Origin of the sequence: Nocardioides soli, from assembly GCF_014191495.1 — a bacterium.
Taxonomy (GTDB): domain Bacteria; phylum Actinomycetota; class Actinomycetes; order Propionibacteriales; family Nocardioidaceae; genus Nocardioides; species Nocardioides soli.
Map to the genome: position 1 here is coordinate 314242 of NZ_JACHWR010000001.1, position 16626 is coordinate 330867.

Here is a 16626-nt window from a genome sequence, read left to right on the forward strand (position 1 = left end):
GCATCGCACCGAGGAGGATCCCGTGTCCGCAGAACGTCGTCGCTACCTGCTGCTGCTCCCGGCTCCGGAGGAGGAGTGGGCGAGGCTGCCCGAGTCGGAGCACGAGCTCGGCATGGAGAACCATCGTCGGTTCCACGAGGCGCTGGCGGCCCGAGGCCACGAGCTGGTGCTCACGAGCCCGCTCGAGCCGTCGAGCGAGGCGATCTCGATGCGCAACACCGGCCGCGGGTCGGTCGTCGTGACCGACGGCCCGTTCACCGAGACCGTCGAGCAGATCGTCGGCTTCTACCTCGTGGAGTCGGCCGACGAGCAGGATCTGATCGAGATCGTGCGTGCGTTCGCCGAGGGCGGCGACCACGTCGAGCTGCGGCGGCTGGCGTCGGCCTAGCCGGCGAGGTGTCCCCACCGGGGCGCCAGCTCCGCCCACGGGCCGACGGCCGCCACGCGGCCCTCGACGAGCACCACCACCCGGTCGGCCTGGGCCAGGGCGGCGCGCTTCGAGGTCGCGCCGACGACGGTCGCACCGGCTCGGCGCAGCGCCGTCCACAGCTCGATCTCGGTGGCGGCGTCGAGCGCCGACGACACGTCGTCGGCGAGCAGCAGCTCGGCGTCGCAGGCGACCCCGCGCGCGAGGGCGAGCCGCTGCACCTGGCCGCCCGAGAGCCGGACGCCCCGGTGGCCGACGAGCGCGTCGGGGCCGCCCGCCACCGCGACGTCCTGCGTGAGCCGGGCCGTCTCCAGGGCGGGGACGACCCGCCGGTCGGGGTGGTCGAGGTGGACGTTGTCGGCGAACGTGCCCGACAGCACCCGGGGCACCTGCGCCACGTGGGCGACCCGCCCCGGGCGGAGGAAGGACTGCCCGTCGGCCACGGGTACGTCGTTCCAGCGGATCTCGCCCGTGCTGGACACGAGCCCGGCGAGCGCCGAGAGCAGGCTCGACTTGCCGGAGCCGACCTGACCGAGCAGCAGCACCAGCTCCTGCGCGGACACGCTGAGGTCGACGTCGCTGACGCCGATCGTGCCGTCGTCGTGGACGGCCGAGACGCCGCGGAGCTCGAGGGTGCGTAGTGGGTCGCGCACCCCCGCGAGCGGGGCGGGTGCGGTGCCGCGCACGAGGTCGACGCCCTCGGGCAGGTCCATGAGGTCGCCGCCGCCGGCGAGCCGGCTGGTGGCCTGCATCCAGGCGCGGGTGCCGGGTGCCTCGGTGATGACGGCACCGGCCACCCGGCCGAACCAGTCGAAGCCGTTGACCGCGCCGGCCACCAGCAGCGCGGTGGCGAGGCCCCAGCCGCCGGCGACCAGGACCGCCCAGGCGGTGACGACGCCGCACTGGACCATCACGACCGGCACGCCGTCGAGCAGCGCCTGCACCCGGTGCTCGCGCACCGCGGCCTGGACCCGCCCGCCGTCGACCTCGCGCAGGTGGGCGTGGACGCTCGGCGTCGACGCGGCGAGCTTGACCGTGCGCACCGAGTCGAGGGCCGAGACGAGCGAGCGGCCGAAGCGCGCCCGTGCTGCCGCGGACGCGGCGGCGGACCGGCCGGCGACCCGGCGCCCGAACGACGACGCCAGCGACGACGTCAGCATCACCGCGAGCAGCACGCCACCGGCGAGCAGGCTCTGGGCCAGCAGCGCGGTGACCACGGCGACCACGAGGCCGCTGACGAAGTCGACCCACCGGTCGGCGTACCGGGCCAGGCGGTCGGCGTCCATGGTGCGGGCGACGACCTCGCCGGGCGGGGTACGGCGCAGCCGGTGCTGCTCGGTCTGGCCGGCGAGCACCGTCGTGCGGACCCGCAGCATCACCGCGATCCACCAGCGCGGGTAGCGCCGGATCGCCTCGGCCAGCAGCAGCGGCGACACGATCAGGGACGCGACCAGGGCGACCGTGAGCCGGGTCGGGTCGCCGTCCTCCTGGAGCGTCTCGACCAGGTGTCCCCACGCCCAGCCGGTGAACACGCCGAACGCGCCGGTGAGCGCGGACACGAGGAACAGCACGATCGACACGGCGCCCCACCGCGGCTCGATCAGCAGCGCCCGCAGCGTCGAGCGGGCCAGGCCCGGCACCGGCTTCAGCGCGGGTGCCGCGGGTGGCTCGCCCGTCCGCCGCGCGGTGCCGACCTGCTGTGCGTCGACGGCGGCCTCCCGCTCGACCTGGTCGAGTCGGTCGTCCTCGGCCGACGCCTCCAGCAGCGCGCGGAACGGGCCGGCCTCGGCGACGAGCCGGGCGCGCGGGCCGCGCTGCACGACGCGGCCGTCGTCGAGCACCGCGACCTGCTCGGCGCGCTCGGTGGTGGACAGGCGGTGCGCGACCAGCAGCCCGGTGCGGCCGGCGAGCAGCCGGTCGGCGGCCCGGACGACGTGGGCCTCGGTCACCGGGTCCATGCGCGCCGTCGCCTCGTCGAGCACGACCACCCGGACGTCGCGGACCAGCAGCCGGGCGAACGCGACCAGCTGCTCCTCCCCCGCCGAGAGCGTGGTGCCGCCGGGGCCGAGCAGCGTGTCGAGGCCCTCGGACAGCCCGGCGACCCAGTCGTCGAGGCCGAGCTCGGCCACCGCGGCCGCGATGTCGGCGCGGGGGACGTCGGAGAAGAGCGTGATGTTCTCGGCGAGCGTGCCGGCCAGGATCTCGGTGCGCTGGGTGACGACGCCGACGGCGGCGCGCAGCCCCTGCAGCTCGAGGTCGCGCACGTCGATGCCGCCGAGGAGCACCGAGCCGGGCTCGGGCTCGACCGCCCGCGACAGCAGCGACGCCAACGTGGACTTGCCGGATCCGGTGCGGCCGACCAGCGCGCAGGTGGTGCCGGCCGGCACGTGCAGGTCGACGTGGCGCAGGGCGAACCGCCCCTCGGCGTACGCGAAGTGCAGGTCGCGGAAGGAGAGGTCGAGCCGCCCGTCGGGGAGCTCGGCGCCGTCGGTCGGCTCCTGCTCGGCGCCGAGCAGGCCGCGCAGCCGGAGCACGGCGCCGAAGCCGGCCTGGAGGTCGGGGAGGTGGCGCGCCAGCTGGTCGACCTGGCCGACGAACATCGTGGTGACCAGGAACAGCGTGACCAGCGAGGCCGTGCCGAGATGGTCGCTCGCCACGAGGGCGACGCCGACCAGGGCGGTGCCCGCCAGGACGGCGTGCAGGAGGGTGCCGGTGCGGCGGCTGACCCGGGCCTCGAGCTCGAGCACGACCGCGAACAGCCGGTGCACCCGGGCCGCGAGCTCGGTGGTGCGCCGCAGCACGTGGGCCTGCCCCAGGCTGGCACGCAGGTCGTCGCGGCCGGCGACGCCCTCCTCCAGGGCGGCCGCGTGGTCGGTCCACGCGGCCTCCTCCTCGACCTTGCGGGCCGAGATCTGCGGCAGCAGCGGCCGGACGACGCCGAACGCGGCGACCCCGGCGAGCGGGAAGAGCAGGAACGCCGGCCACCAGGTGAAGCCGGCCACCAGCCACAGCGGCCCGGACGCGAGCACGGTGCGCATCGCCATCCAGACGCTCTGCCGGAGCAGGGTGCCGACCTCGTGGGTGTCGTCGTCGACCCGGTCGAGCACCTCGCCGACGGCCTGCTCGGTGAGCGCGGCGAGCGGCTGGTCGAGGGCGGCGTCGAGCAGGTCGGCACGGAGCCGGCCCTCGGCGCGGTCGACGACGCCGGCCCACAGCGTGCGGCCGACCGTGTCGAGCACCGCGGCCCCCACGACGCACAGCGCGAGGACCCCGACGAGTCCGCTCGACGCGTGCTCCGCGAGCCGCCCGGCGACCAGCGAGCCGAGCGACGTACCGACCGCCGCGATCGCGCAGGCGACGACCGCCACGACGGCCACCGGCGTGCGGAGGCGACGCCAGTCGACGGTCCGGGCGGGTTCGGGAGGACCGGGAGGGGCGGACCGGAGCGACCGGTCGGCGTCGAGCTGGGTGGCAGGCATGGCGAGGTACGACGTTATGCCGCGGCACCGACGGTCGTCGCGTGAATATCCGGCTCAGAACCGCCAGCGCGTGGCGCCCCCGGGCTCGACCGTGAGCAGCGCCACCATCGAGGTCGCCTCGACCCGGTAGACCCACCACGGCGGCGGCCCGCCGGAGGGTGCGGTGAACGGAGCGGTCAGCGCGATCCCCGACTCGTCGACCACGCACGGCCACCCGTCGGCAGCCCACTCCGCGGCCCGGGCAGCCACCACCTCCGGGTCGGTCACCCGGCCGGCCGTGCCCTCGACCACGAGGTCGAACTCCTGCACCGCGAGGGCGAGCGAGCAGCGGGGGTCCCGGGCGAGGTTGCGCGCCTTGCGGGTGCCCGGCCCGGTCTCGATCCAGAACGCGCCGTCGGCCCACAGCGCCCCGATCCCGGTCGTGTGCGGACCGCCGTCGGCGTTCAGCGTCGTGATCCAGGTGCTGTGCCGGCTCGGCCCGCCGGTCTCCGGCGCCTGGGTGAAGCCCTGGCCGAGGCGCCGGGTGATCGTCGCCAGGTCCAGGATCGGGCTGTGGTCCTGGGTGTCGAGGTTCGTCGCGGTCATGTCAGATCCGACTCGACGGCGACGGCGTACTCATCGGCGCCTGCTCGGCCCACCACCAGGCCCGCCGACCGACGTCCTGCCCGGACGCGTCAGAGCTCCTTGATCCCCCAGGGACTGCCGTACTCGGTGAGCAGGTCGAGGAACGGCACCGCGTCGAACGCCTCCGGGCCGAGCACGCCCGCGCCCTTCCAGGTGCCGCGCGCCAGCAGCTCGAGCGCGACGACGGGGTTGATCGCGGTCTGCCACACGACGCACTGGTGGCCGTACTCCTGCATGGTCCACTCGTTGTCGACCACGTGGTAGAGGTACGTCGACCGCTCGGCGCCGTCCTGGCCCGTGCCGGTCACCCACACTCCCGCGCAGGTCTTGCCCTGCATCCGCGGCCCGACCGTGGCCGGGTCCGGGAGCACGGCGGCGACGACGTCGCGCGGGCTGACCTCGACCCCCTTGACCCGCACCTTCTCGGTCGAGTCGAGGCCGAGGGTGTGCAGCACCTTGAGGATGTTGATGAACTCGTCGCCGAGGCCGTACTTGAACGTCGCGCGCCTGCAATCGATCCAGCGCGGCATGAGGAGCACCTCCTCGTGCTCGACGTTCACGCACTCGACCGGGCCGATGCCCTCGGGGAAGTCGAAGACCTCCGGCTCGGAGAACGGCGGCGTCGTGTGCCAGTCGCCGTCCTGCCACACCACCGGCGGGTTGAGGCACTCCTCGATCGTGGTCCACATCGAGAACGACGGCGCGAAGATCTCGTTGCCGTCGTCGTCGGTCACGACGAGGTTGGCGCCGTCGCGGGTGCCGAGCTCGTCGATCTCCCTGAAGAGGTGGTCGGCGGCGTACCGCGCGAACACGTCGGACAGCCCCGGCTCGACGCCCATTCCGACGAGCGCGAGCCGGCCGGCGGCCTCCCAACGGTCGGCGAGGGCGAACTGCTCGTCGCCGAGCTTGACCCCGGGCTTCTCGTACGGCGTCGTCGGGTGCGGCTGCGACAGCGACATCGCCATGTCGAGATAGTCGGCGCCGGCGGCGAACGCACCGTCGAAGACCGGCATGTCGAAGACCGGGTCGACCGCGTTCATCACGTGGGTGATGCCGTGCTCGCGACACAGCGCCGCCACGGCGTCCGCGGACGACGCGTCGATCTGCGCGGCCACGTACCGACCGTCCTGGGCTGCCGCCTTCTCGGCGCGCGCCGGGTCGTAGTCGGCCACGACGATGGTCTCGAAGAAGTCGCGGCGGGCCGCGATGGCGGCGAACGCCGCCCCGACGCCCCCGGCGCCGACCAGCAGGATTCTCATGGTGTCTCTCTTCGCTCAGGAGGTGCGGTGGTTTCGAGGCTCAGGCCTTGACGGCCTTCACACCTCAACCACCGGTCCGGTGGTTGAGGAAGGCGCGCTAGCGCCTGTCTCGAAACCACGACTGGAGGTCAGTCGCCGATGTACGACATCACGTGCTTGATCCGGGTGTAGTCCTCGAAGCCGTAGCCGGAGAGGTCCTTGCCGTAGCCGGAGTGCTTGAAGCCGCCGTGCGGCATCTCGGACACGAAGGGGATGTGGGTGTTGATCCACACCGCGCCGAAGTCGAGCCTGCGCGACATCCGCAGGGCGCGGGCGTGGTCCGTGGTCCAGACGCTGGAGGACAGGCCGTACTGCACGTCGTTCGCCCAGGCGAGCGCCTGCGCCTCGTCGGTGAACCTCTGGACCGTCATCACCGGGCCGAAGATCTCGGTCTGGATCTGCTCGTCGGTCTGCCGCAGGCCGGAGAGCACGGTGGGCTCGTAGAAGTAGCCCTTCTCGCCCTTGCGCGCACCGCCGGTGTTGATCGTCGCGTGGTCGGGGAGCCGATCCACCATGCCGGTGACGTGGCTGAGCTGGTTGGCGTTGTTGAGCGGCCCGTAGTACGTCGCCTCGTCGTCGGGCATGCCGGTCGGCATCCCCTTCGCGGCCTCGGCCAGCGCGGCGACGAACTCGTCGTGGATGCCCTGCTGCACCAGCACCCGCGTGGCGGCGGTGCAGTCCTGGCCGGCGTTGAAGAGTCCGGCGCCGGCGATGCCCTCGGCGGCGCCGGCGATGTCGGCGTCGTCGAAGACCACGACCGGCGCCTTGCCGCCGAGCTCGAGGTGGACGCGCTTGAGGTCGTGCGACGCCGCCTCGGCGACCTGCATGCCCGCACGCACCGAGCCCGTGATCGCGACCATCTGCGGCGTCTTGTGAGAGACCAGCGCGCGTCCGGTGTCGCGGTCGCCGCAGACCACATTGAGCACGCCCGGCGGCAGGAACTCCTGGCACAGCTCGGCGAGCAGTGTCGAGCTCGCGGGCGTGGTGTCGCTGGGCTTCAGCACGACCGTGTTGCCCGCCGCCAGCGCGGGCGCGATCTTCCAGATCATCATGAGCAGCGGGTAGTTCCACGGCGTCACCTGGCCGACGACGCCGATCGGCTCGCGGCGCACCCACGAGGTGTGGTCGGCCAGGTACTCCCCGGCCGCCTTGCCCTCGAGCATCCGGGCCGCGCCCGCGAAGAACCTGAAGTGGTCGGAGGCGTACGGCATCTCCTCGTCCATGGTGAGCTGCACCGGCTTGCCGGTGTCCTTGCACTCGACGGCGTTGATCTCCTCGACCCGCTCCTCGATCGCGCTCGCGATTCTCAGCAGGGCGTTGGAGCGGTCCTGGGGTGTCGCGTACGCCCACCCGTCGAAGGCGGCGTCGGCCGCGGCGTAGGCCCGGTCGATGTCCTCGGCGCCCGACTTCGGCGCCTGCGCATACACCTCGCCCGTGGTCGGGTCGATGACGTCGTAGGTCTCCCCCGACGCGCTGTCGACGAGCTCCCCGTTGACGACGTTCTTGAAGGTCTGGTCGGCCATGGCTGGGAGCCTAGTGATGGGACAACGAAATCTGTAGGGGCGAGCCCGTTTAGATACTGATTTCGTTGTCTCAGGCGCGATGGACGGGCGTACCGTCGATCCACGTGGACGCGACCTGCGTGGCGCCGATGTCGTCGGCGGACTCGGCGAACGGGTCGCGGTCCAGCACCACCAGGTCCGCGGTCGCGCCCGGGCGCAGCACACCGGCGTTGTCCCTGTGGTTGATCCACGCCGAGCCCGAGGTGTACGCCGCGAACGCCGACTCGAGCGCGATCGCCTGCTCTGGCAGGAACCGGTCGTGGCCGGCGCGGCCCGCCTCGCCGTACGCCGTCCGGTTGACCGCGACGTGGATCGCCTCGAGCGGATTCGGGGTGCTGACCGGCCAGTCGCTGCCCGCGACCAGCCGGGCGCCGTGGCGCTCGAGGTCGCCGAAGGGGTACTGCCAGCGCGACCGCTCCTCCCCCAGGAACGGCAGCGTCAGCTCGACCATCTGGTCGTCGTAGCAGGCCCACAGCATCTGCAGGTTCGCGGCGACGCCGAGCGCGGCGAAGCGCGGCACATCGTCGGGGTCGACCAGCTGCAGGTGTGCGAGGTGGTGGCGGCGCTCGGGATCGCTGCCGCGGAGGGCGTCGAGCGCCTCCCGCACCCCGCGGTCGCCGATCGCGTGCACGTGCACCTGGAAGCCCGCGGCGTCGAGGCGCCCGACGTACCGCCGCAGCGCGTCGGGCTCGACGAAGGAGTGGCCCCGGTTGGCGGTCGCGTGGCCGCAGCGGTCGAGGTAGGGCTCGACGAGCGCGGCGCTGAAGTTCTCGGCGACGCCGTCCTGCATGATCTTCACGCTCGTCGCCCGGAACTGCCCGTGGGTGTACCGCTCGCGGCGCTCGACCAGGTCGGCGATCTGCTCCTCGCCGCGGCCGCGGTCCCACCAGAGCGCACCGACGACGTGGGCCGACAGGTCGCCCTCGCGGGCGGCGCGGAGGTACGTCGGGCCGACGTCGTCCATGCCGGCGTAGGCCCCGACGATCGCGTCCTGCCAGCCGGTGACGCCGACCGAGTGCAGGTAGCGCTGCCCCTCGAGGAGTCCGGCGTAGTACTCGCCCTCGGAGGTGGCGGGCGGGTGCCGAGCGACCAGCGCCATCGCACCCTCGTGCAGGGTGCCGGTCGGGTGGCCCTCGGCGTCGCGCTCGATCCGCCCGTCAGCGGGATCGGCCGTGTGCCGGTCGAGGCCGGCGAGCTCGAGCGCTCGGCTGTTGACCCAGGCGCCGTGGTGGTCGCGGTTGGGCAGGAACACCGGCCGGTCGGGCACGACCACGTCGAGGTCGGCCGCGGTCGGCGTGCCGCCCGGGAACGCCGACATCGCCCAGCCCCCGCCCAGGATCCACGGGCGGTCGGGGTGCGCGTCGGCGTACTCCCTGACGATCCGGAGGTAGTCCTCGCGGGTCTCGCCCTCGGTGAGGTCGCAGCGGGTGCGCTCCAGCCCGCCCTGCACGGCGTGCACGTGGGCGTCGACGAAGCCGGGAACCAGCAACCCGCCGTCGAGGTCAACCACCTCGTCGGTGGTTGAGGTGCGAGCGGAGCGAGCCTCGGAACCACCATGGACCGACACGATGCGCCCGGACTCGACCAGCACCTCTCCCGCACCCACGTACCGCTGCCCGTCGAAGAGGGCACCGTTGGTGAAGAGCGTCGCCATCAGCGCCCCTCCAGCAACGGGCCCGCCGGGTCGTGGGAGATGCCGTGCCAGCGCGCGGCCAGGCCCGAGAGCGCCTCCAGGCAGACCCGGTTGGCGAGGAACGCCGTGATCTCGGCGTGGTCGTAGGGCGGCGACACCTCCACCACGTCGATGCCGGCGACCGGCAGCTCCCGGCAGATACGGCGTACGGCGTCGAGCAGTTGGCGGCTCGAGAGCCCGCCCGGTTCCGGCGTACCGGTGCCGGGCGCATGGCCGGTGTCGGCGTGGGCGTCGAAGTGGATCATCGAGACCCGGTCGAAGCCGTGGTGGCGGGCCACGCCGGTCGCGTCGGACAGCGCGATGGAGTGGTCGCCACCGAGCACGAGCGGAATCGCACCTGCCCGCGCGACGGCGTACACCGCCTCCTCGAGGGCGTGCAGGGAGCGCTCGATCTCACCGGGCGGCATCTCGACGTCGCCGGCGTCGACGACCGCGAGGTCTCGGAGCGCGTCGACGCGGAGCGCGAGGTGCGGACGCGAGCCGTCGTGCGGCAGGTAGTCGGTCTGCCGGATCGCCATCGGCCCGAAGCGGGTGCCCGGACGGTGGGAGGTGCCGCCGTCGAACGGGGCGCCGATCACCACGACGTCGGCGGCGGCCAGCGCGGCGGGAGCGTCGAGATCGACGCGGTCGACGCCGAGGAAGGTGATGTCGGGACCGAACTGCGGGCCGTACCGGGTCATGGGCCATTCCTATCAGCCGGACGAGCGGCCCGATCGCCGTCGCACGACGAAATCCGTGGTCGACGACCGGCGTTGACGACGGATTCACTTGCAATCAGGGGGTCCGGCCGCGCATCATGGTCCCCATGACCTCGGACTACGACCACCTGCAGCGGGCCGCCAAGGACCACCTGTGGATGCACTTCACCCGGCACTCGTCGTACGACGAGGCGGACGTGCCGATCATCGTGCGCGGTGAGGGTGCCTACATCTACGACGCGCAGGGCAAGCGCTACCTCGACGGCTTGGGTGGGCTCTTCGTCTCCCAGCTCGGCCACGGGCGCACCGAGCTCGCCGAGGCCGCGGCCGCGCAGGCCAAGGAGCTGGCGTTCCACCCGCTGTGGTCCTACGCGCACCCGAACGCGATCCTGCTCGCCGAGCGGATCGCCGGCTACGCGCCGGGCTCGCTCAACCGGGTGTTCTTCACCTCCGGTGGCGGCGAGGCGGTCGAGACGGCGTGGAAGCTCGCCAAGAACTACTTCAAGCTCGTCGGCAAGCCGCTGAAGCACAAGGTGATCTCGCGCGCGATCGCCTACCACGGCACCACCCAGGGCGCGCTGTCGATCACCGGGCTGCCGCCGCTGAAGCAGCAGTTCGAGCCGCTGGTGCCCTCGACGTTCCGGGTCCCGAACACCAACATCTACCGGGCCGCGGAGACCACCGGCGGCCTCCTCGACGGCAGCGACCCCGAGGCCTTCGGCCGCTGGGCAGCCGACCAGATCGCCATCGCGATCGAGAACGAAGGCCCCGACACCGTGGCGGCCGTCTTCCTCGAGCCGGTGCAGAACGCCGGCGGCTGCTTCCCGCCGCCCCCGGGCTACTTCCAGCGGGTGCGCGAGATCTGCGACGAGTACGACGTGCTCTTCGTCTCCGACGAGGTCATCTGCGCCTACGGCCGGCTGGGCCACATGTTCGGCGCGGAGCGCTACGGCTACGAGCCCGACATGATCACCTGCGCCAAGGGCATCACCTCCGGCTACGCCCCGCTCGGCGCGATGATCGCCTCCGACCGGCTCATGGAGCCGTTCCTGGCCGATGGCGAGATGTTCGCCCACGGCTACACCTTCGGCGGCCACCCCGTCGCGGCCGCGGTCGCGATGAAGAACTTCGACATCTTCGAGGAGGAGAAGGTCCTCGAGCACGTCCGCTCGAACGAGGACTCCTTCCGCGCCACCCTCGAGCGCCTGACGGACCTCCCCATCGTCGGCGACGTCCGCGGCGACGGGTACTTCTACGGCATCGAGCTGGTCAAGGACAAGGCCACCAAGGAGTCCTTCACCGACGAGGAGTGCGAGCGCCTGCTCTACGGCTTCGTCTCCAAGCAGCTGTACGCCGAGGGCCTCTACTGCCGCGCCGACGACCGCGGCGACCCGGTCATCCAGCTCTCGCCGCCGCTCATCTGCGACCAGCAGCACTTCGACGAGATCGAGCAGATCCTGCGCATCGTCCTCGACAAGGCCGGCTCGCTGCTCTGAGTCGACCCGGCGCCAGATCACCGCCGAGCCGGCGCCAGATTCCTCATTGGCGCCGGTTGTCCACAGATCGGTCCGGTGCGCGCTGAAGTCCCGGACCGGTGGGCAGACGTCGGGGCATGGAGACACCCGACCTGCCCAACCATCCGTTCACTCTCGCGATGGCCCGGGAGATCGGACTGAGCGCCGCCACGCTGTTCCGCCTGGTCCGACGTGGCGTGCTTCGCCACCCGGTGCGCGACGTCTACGTGCCGTCGGCGATCCCGGACGGGATCGAGCTGCGGTGCCAGACGCTGCGACTGGTCCTTCCCCACGACGCGTTCATCTGCGACCGGACCGCGTCGTGGCTCCACGCCGGCGACCGCGCACTGGCACCCAACGAACACCTCTCGGTGCCACCGATCTCGTGCTTCCGGCCGAGCGATCACGGCCGCCTTCGCAACAAGCTCGTCGACAGCGGCGAGCGGGAGATCCGCCCGCGCGACCTGATGACGATCGGCGGGCTCACCGTTACCACGCCGCTGCGCACGGCGCTGGACCTCGGACGGCTCCAGCGCACCGCCGACCTCAAGCTCCACGGCATGGACACGATGCTCGGACTCGGAGCCTTCGGCTACGAACAGCTGCTCGCCGAGGTCCCCGGGTTCAATCGGAGACGCGGAGTCGTCGAGCTGCGCGTGCTCGCACCGCTGGTGGACGGTGGATCGGAGTCGTTCGGCGAGAGTGCGCTGCGCCTCCGGTGGTACGGCGCCGGCCTCCCGCGGCCGCAGACCCAGATCTCGATTCGGGTGCACGGGCGCGAGGTCTACCGGATCGACCTGGGACTCGAGGACATGCTGTTCGCGGCCGAGTACGACGGTGAGCGGTGGCACGGCGAGGAGCAGGCCGAGCAGGACGAGGAACGTCGACGGTGGCTCGCGCGAGTGCGCGGCTGGGCGATCGAGGCGTTCCGCAAGCCACACGTGTTCGGAACTCAGCAGCATGCGGAGCAACGACTCAGGACGACGTACAACACCGTCCGCGCACGTCACGGACTGCCTCCGGCGTACTTCGTCTGACTGCAATCTGGCGCCGTCTCGGCTGCAATCTGGCGCCAACTCGCGCTAGGTGAGTGCCCGTTGGCGACGGCGGTTGTTGACCTCGCCGCCGACCACGATCAGCACCGCCACCAGGAACATCACCGTGCCGACCACGTTGACCTGCATCGGGATGCCACGCTGCGCAACGCCCCAGACGAACATCGGGAACGTCGTGGTGTTGCCGGCGTTGAGGTTGGTGATGATGAAGTCGTCGAAGGACAGCGAGAAGCTCAGCAGCGCGGCACCCAGGATGCCGGGGAAGACCAGCGGGAAGGTGACCCGCCAGAAGGTCTGCCGCGGCGTCGCATACAGGTCCATCGCCGCCTGTTCGAGGTTGTCGTCCATGCCCGCCAGCCGGGCTCTGACCGTCACCACCACGAACGAGATGCAGAACATGATGTGGGCGATCAGGATCGTCCAGAAGCCGAGCTGACCGGCGAAGCCGGAGGCCACGAAGAGGGCCAGCAGCGACGAGCCCATGACTATCTCGGGGGTGGCCATCGGCAGGAAGATCAGCAGGTTCATCGAGGACCGGCCGACGAACTGGTGGCGGACCAGCGCGAAGGCCATCAGCGTGCCCAGGATCGTCGAGCCCAGCGTAGCCAGCAGGCCGATCTCGACGCTGGTCTTCAGCGCCGAGCACATGCCCTCGGGCTCGCACGGGTTGAGCCAGTTGTGCAGCGTGAAGCCGTCGAAGCGATAGATCAGCCGGCTCGTCGGGTCGTTGAAGCTCATCAGCACGACCACGAAGATCGGGATGAAGGTGTAGATCAGGACCAGGATCCCGAGGATCAGCACCAGGTGCTCGCGCAACCACCGCATCACAGCAGCTCCTCCGTCCCCGCCTTGCGGACGTAGACCAGCACCATCACGACGATCAGGATCATCAGGATCATCGAGAGCGCGCCCGCGGCCGGGTAGTCGTTGGCCTGGGTGAAGAGGTTCTGGATGACGTTGCCGACCATCCGCTGGTTGGGGCTGCCCAGCAGCTGGGCGTTGATGTAGTCACCGGCCGCCGGGATGAAGGTCAGCAGCGTCCCGGAGACCACGCCCGGCAGCGACAGCGGCCAGGTCACCTTCCAGAAGCCGACGAACGGGTTGGCGTAGAGGTCGCTGGACGCCTCGATCAGCCGGTGGTCGATCTTGTCGATGCTCGCGAACAGCGGCAGCACCATGAACGGTAGGAAGTTGTAGACGAGGCCCGCGATCACCGCGAACGGGGTGGCCAGCAGCCGGCCGTCCGCGCCCATCAGGTGCAGCGCCTGGAGTGTGTTCACGACGAGGCCGTCGTCGGCGAGGATCAGCTTCCACGAGAGCGTGCGCACCAGGAAGCTGGTGAAGAACGGCGCGATGACCAGCACCAGCATCAGGTTCTTCCACCGGCCGGCCTTGAACGCGATCGCGTAGGCCAGCACGTAGCCGAGGACCAGGCAGATCAGCGTGGCGAGCGCGGCGTACCACAGCGAGCGCAGCAGCGGCTCCCAGTAGTCCTGGAGCGCGTGCCAGTAGTTGGAGAACTCCCACGTCATCTCGTAGCCGCGGAAGACCGAGCCGTTCGGGTCGTAGAGGCTGGTCGCGACCAGGGAGTAGAACGGGATGACGAAGAACAGCGCGAGCCAGACGACGCCCGGGATCAGCAGCAGGTAGCCGGTGCGCCCCCGCCGCCGGCCGGACTCCTCGGGCGGCGGCGCGCCGACCTCCGGCGCCACTCCCGCGGTGCTCGCCATCAGTCGTCGCCCTCCTGCGCACCCGCCCTCGCGTCCTGACTGAAGTCGAGGAGGAAGGCGTAGTCGGGTCGCCACGAGAGCTCGACCGACTCGCCCTGGCGGTAGATGCGCCGGTGTCCGGTGTTCTGCGCGAACACCTGGAGCTCCTGGCCCCACGGCATCCGCACGAGGTACTGGGTGCTCACCCCGACGAAGCTGACGTCGCTCACGACACCGCCCGGGATCGAGTTGCCGGGCGCGTCGAGCTGCTCACCCGGATCGCCGATCAGCACCTTCTCCGGCCGGATGCCGATCCAGCCCTTGCCGCCCTCGGCGTGGGCCCGGTGCGCCGGGATGGAGACGTCGACGCCGTGCATGTCCACGGTGACCAGGTCTCCGGAGCGGCTCTTCACCGTGCCCTCGATGAGGTTGGACTGGCCGAGGAAGTTCGCGACGAACGTCGTGCGCGGGTTCTCGTAGAGCTCCTCCGGGTCGCCCATCTGCTCGATGACGCCGGCGTTCATCACCGCGACCGTGTCGGCCATCGTCATGGCCTCCTCCTGGTCGTGGGTGACGTGGATGAACGTCAGCCCGACCTCGGTCTGGATCCGCTTCAGCTCGATCTGCATCGAGCGGCGCAGCTTCAGGTCGAGCGCGCCCAGCGGCTCGTCGAGGAGCAGCACCTCCGGCTTGTTGATCAGGGCGCGGGCGAGCGCCACCCGCTGCTGCTGGCCGCCGGAGAGCTGGGCCGGCCGCTTGCGGGCCTGCGTGTCGAGCTCGACGAGGTCGAGCATCTCGCGCACCTGACGGGCGACGTCGGGCGCCTTGCGGCGCTTGAGGCCGAAGGCGACGTTCTCGTGGATGTCGAGGTGCGGGAAGAGCGCGTAGTTCTGGAAGACCGTGTTGACCGGTCGCCGGTAGGGCTTGGCATAGGTGATGTCCTGCCCGGCGAGCGTGATCGACCCGGCGGTCGGGGTCTCCAGGCCGGCCACCATCCGCAGCGTGGTGGTCTTGCCGCACCCGGACGGACCCAGCAGCGCGAAGAAGGAGCCGCGGGGTACGTCGAGGTCGAGGTCGTGGACGGCGGTGAACGCCGCGAAGCTCTTGGTCACACCGCGCAGCCGCAGCCCGTCGAACGCGTCGTCGCGCGCGGGCGCCTGCTCGGCGAGGTCAGCCGGCGATGACATCGTTGAACTCTCCTTCGTACTGCTGGGACTGCTGGTCGGACAGGGGCATGAAGTCGAAGGAGTCCTTGAGGTCGTTGTTGTCGGGGAAGATCAGCTTGTTGTCGACCAACGACGGGTCGATCTTCTCCATCTCCTCGCGGGCGCCCTCGACGGGACAGATGTAGTTGACCCAGGCGACCAGCTTCGCGGCGACCTCGGGCTCGTAGTAGTAGTTCATCCACTCCTCGGCGTTCGCCTGGTGGACGGCGAGGTTGGGGACCATCATGTTGTCCGCCCAGAGGGACAGCCCCTCCTCCGGCGTGACGAACTTGATGTCGGGGTTGTCGAACTGGGCCTGGATGACGTCGCCCGACCAGGCCTCGCAGGCGACGATGTTGCCGGCGGCGAGGTCCTGGATGTACTCGTTGCCGGTGAAGGAGCGGACCTGCCCGCTCGCGACGACCTCGCTCAAGCGGTCGATCGCCTGGCCCCACTCGGCCTCGGTGAACTTGTCCGGGTTGGCACCGACGACCCGGAGCATGAACGCCATCGTGTCCCGCATCTCCGAGAGCAGCGTCATCCGGCCCTTCAGGTCGGACCGGGTGATCAGCTCCTCGAAGCTGCGCACCTCCGGGACCTTCGCGGCGTTGTAGGCGATGCCGGTCAGCCCGGCCTGCCAGGGGGCGTGGTAGTCGAGGTCGGGGTCCCACTGGCGGTTGCGCAGCGGCTGGATCAGGTTCTTGTGCACGTTGGGGATCCCGCTCGGATCGAGCGGCTGGATCCAGCCCAGCCCCACCATCCGCGCCGCCATCCAGTCGGTCATGATGATGATGTCGCGGTCGATCGGCTGGCAGGAGCCCATCTGGTTCTTGATCTTGGCGAAGAACTCCGCGTTGTCGTTGATGTCGTCGGTGTACTGGACGCTGATCCCCGTGCGGTCCTGGAAGACCGACACCGTCGACGTGGCCTTCTTGCGCGGGTCGATGTAGGCGGGCCAGTTGGAGACGATCAGCTCCTGGGACGTGGCCGAGACGTCGGTGGCTCGGCACTTCGCGGGGTCCTGCTTCGCTCCGTCGACGCTGAACATCGGCAGCTTCAGCGCGGCGATGCTCAGCCCCGCGAACGCCACCCCGCCCCCGGTCTTGAGCAGCCCACGGCGGGTGAGTCCGGGCCCTCGGCGACCCGTGGCCCGCGGGTGTTCCTCGGCCATGCACCCATCCCTTCGTCGGGGCTCCCAACGCTCGGATCGTGCCATGCATCACCCGCGTCGACAAGCGATCCAGTCGAAAAGAAACTACTCTGCAACGGAATCCTTCGTCCCCGTCCGATCGGGGCACTGGTCGACAAATCCCCGCGCGACACGCCGGATCGCTTTGACCGGGCGCGGCGGCTGCGCCACCA

The 16626-nt window shown here is 71.0% G+C and carries 13 protein-coding genes; 3 read left to right on the forward strand and 10 right to left on the reverse strand.

Annotation, left to right across the window (positions count from 1 at the left end; all coding sequences use genetic code 11):
* The first annotated feature begins 22 nt into the window (after positions 1-22).
* Positions 23-388, forward strand: coding sequence for a YciI family protein (locus FHU40_RS01505; RefSeq protein WP_183590529.1), 366 nt, complete (start codon positions 23-25; stop codon positions 386-388).
* On the opposite strand, the gene FHU40_RS01510 is transcribed toward FHU40_RS01505, so the two are convergent.
* From FHU40_RS01510 to FHU40_RS01535, 6 genes are all read right to left on the reverse strand, one after another.
* The gene (locus FHU40_RS01510) at positions 385-3906 is read right to left on the reverse strand and encodes an ATP-binding cassette domain-containing protein (RefSeq protein WP_183590530.1); all 3522 of its coding nucleotides are present in this window, start codon (positions 3904-3906) and stop codon (positions 385-387) included. The genes FHU40_RS01505 and FHU40_RS01510 overlap by 4 nt on opposite strands.
* A gap of 54 nt (positions 3907-3960) precedes the next feature.
* Positions 3961-4491: a pyridoxamine 5'-phosphate oxidase family protein gene (locus FHU40_RS01515; RefSeq protein ID WP_183590531.1), complete on the reverse strand. Its 531-nt coding sequence runs from the start codon at positions 4489-4491 to the stop codon at positions 3961-3963.
* Between the two features lie 89 nt (positions 4492-4580).
* Positions 4581-5789: a saccharopine dehydrogenase family protein gene (locus tag FHU40_RS01520; protein WP_183590532.1), complete on the reverse strand. Its 1209-nt coding sequence runs from the start codon at positions 5787-5789 to the stop codon at positions 4581-4583.
* Positions 5790-5917: 128 nt separating this feature from the next.
* Positions 5918-7351, reverse strand: a complete 1434-nt coding sequence (locus tag FHU40_RS01525; protein ID WP_183590533.1) for a gamma-aminobutyraldehyde dehydrogenase — start codon at positions 7349-7351, stop codon at positions 5918-5920.
* 70 nt (positions 7352-7421) lie between these two features.
* Positions 7422-9044 (reverse strand): amidohydrolase, encoded by a 1623-nt coding sequence (locus FHU40_RS01530; protein ID WP_183590534.1) that lies wholly within the window; start codon positions 9042-9044, stop codon positions 7422-7424.
* The gene (locus FHU40_RS01535; protein WP_183590535.1) at positions 9044-9763 is read right to left on the reverse strand and encodes an arginase family protein; all 720 of its coding nucleotides are present in this window, start codon (positions 9761-9763) and stop codon (positions 9044-9046) included. The genes FHU40_RS01530 and FHU40_RS01535 overlap by 1 nt, the downstream gene beginning before the upstream one ends.
* A gap of 125 nt (positions 9764-9888) precedes the next feature.
* Between FHU40_RS01535 and FHU40_RS01540 the strand changes: the two genes are divergently transcribed.
* The gene (locus FHU40_RS01540; protein ID WP_183590536.1) at positions 9889-11277 is read left to right on the forward strand and encodes an aspartate aminotransferase family protein; all 1389 of its coding nucleotides are present in this window, start codon (positions 9889-9891) and stop codon (positions 11275-11277) included.
* Between the two features lie 116 nt (positions 11278-11393).
* On the forward strand, positions 11394-12332 hold the full coding sequence (locus FHU40_RS01545) for a hypothetical protein (protein ID WP_183590537.1): 939 nt from the start codon (positions 11394-11396) through the stop codon (positions 12330-12332).
* A gap of 45 nt (positions 12333-12377) precedes the next feature.
* On the opposite strand, the gene FHU40_RS01550 is transcribed toward FHU40_RS01545, so the two are convergent.
* The 4 genes from FHU40_RS01550 to FHU40_RS01565 are packed head-to-tail and all read right to left on the reverse strand — an operon-like array spanning position 12378 to position 16435.
* Positions 12378-13175, reverse strand: a complete 798-nt coding sequence (locus FHU40_RS01550; RefSeq protein WP_183590538.1) for an ABC transporter permease — start codon at positions 13173-13175, stop codon at positions 12378-12380.
* Entirely contained in the window at positions 13175-14080 is a 906-nt protein-coding gene (locus FHU40_RS01555; protein WP_183590539.1) for an ABC transporter permease, read from the reverse strand. The genes FHU40_RS01550 and FHU40_RS01555 overlap by 1 nt, the downstream gene beginning before the upstream one ends.
* Positions 14080-15246, reverse strand: a complete 1167-nt coding sequence (locus tag FHU40_RS01560; RefSeq protein ID WP_183590540.1) for an ABC transporter ATP-binding protein — start codon at positions 15244-15246, stop codon at positions 14080-14082. The genes FHU40_RS01555 and FHU40_RS01560 overlap by 1 nt, the downstream gene beginning before the upstream one ends.
* A complete protein-coding gene (locus tag FHU40_RS01565; RefSeq protein WP_246389910.1) occupies positions 15230-16435 on the reverse strand; it encodes a polyamine ABC transporter substrate-binding protein in 1206 nt (401 codons plus the stop codon). Before FHU40_RS01565 ends, FHU40_RS01560 begins: the two co-directional genes overlap by 17 nt.
* Between the last annotated feature and the right edge of the window lie 191 nt (positions 16436-16626).

Coding starts and splice junctions, on each gene's coding strand:
- FHU40_RS01525 (WP_183590533.1), bottom strand. CDS start 7,351: ATGGCCGACCAGACCTTCAAGAACGTCGTCAACGGGGAGCTCGTCGAC.
- FHU40_RS01550 (WP_183590538.1), bottom strand. CDS start 13,175: ATGCGGTGGTTGCGCGAGCACCTGGTGCTGATCCTCGGGATCCTGGTC.
- FHU40_RS01565 (WP_246389910.1), bottom strand. CDS start 16,435: ATGGCCGAGGAACACCCGCGGGCCACGGGTCGCCGAGGGCCCGGACTC.
- FHU40_RS01515 (WP_183590531.1), bottom strand. CDS start 4,491: ATGACCGCGACGAACCTCGACACCCAGGACCACAGCCCGATCCTGGAC.
- FHU40_RS01510 (WP_183590530.1), bottom strand. CDS start 3,906: ATGCCTGCCACCCAGCTCGACGCCGACCGGTCGCTCCGGTCCGCCCCT.
- FHU40_RS01555 (WP_183590539.1), bottom strand. CDS start 14,080: ATGGCGAGCACCGCGGGAGTGGCGCCGGAGGTCGGCGCGCCGCCGCCC.
- FHU40_RS01560 (WP_183590540.1), bottom strand. CDS start 15,246: ATGTCATCGCCGGCTGACCTCGCCGAGCAGGCGCCCGCGCGCGACGAC.
- FHU40_RS01535 (WP_183590535.1), bottom strand. CDS start 9,763: ATGACCCGGTACGGCCCGCAGTTCGGTCCCGACATCACCTTCCTCGGC.
- FHU40_RS01540 (WP_183590536.1), top strand. CDS start 9,889: ATGACCTCGGACTACGACCACCTGCAGCGGGCCGCCAAGGACCACCTG.
- FHU40_RS01530 (WP_183590534.1), bottom strand. CDS start 9,044: ATGGCGACGCTCTTCACCAACGGTGCCCTCTTCGACGGGCAGCGGTAC.
- FHU40_RS01545 (WP_183590537.1), top strand. CDS start 11,394: ATGGAGACACCCGACCTGCCCAACCATCCGTTCACTCTCGCGATGGCC.
- FHU40_RS01520 (WP_183590532.1), bottom strand. CDS start 5,789: ATGAGAATCCTGCTGGTCGGCGCCGGGGGCGTCGGGGCGGCGTTCGCC.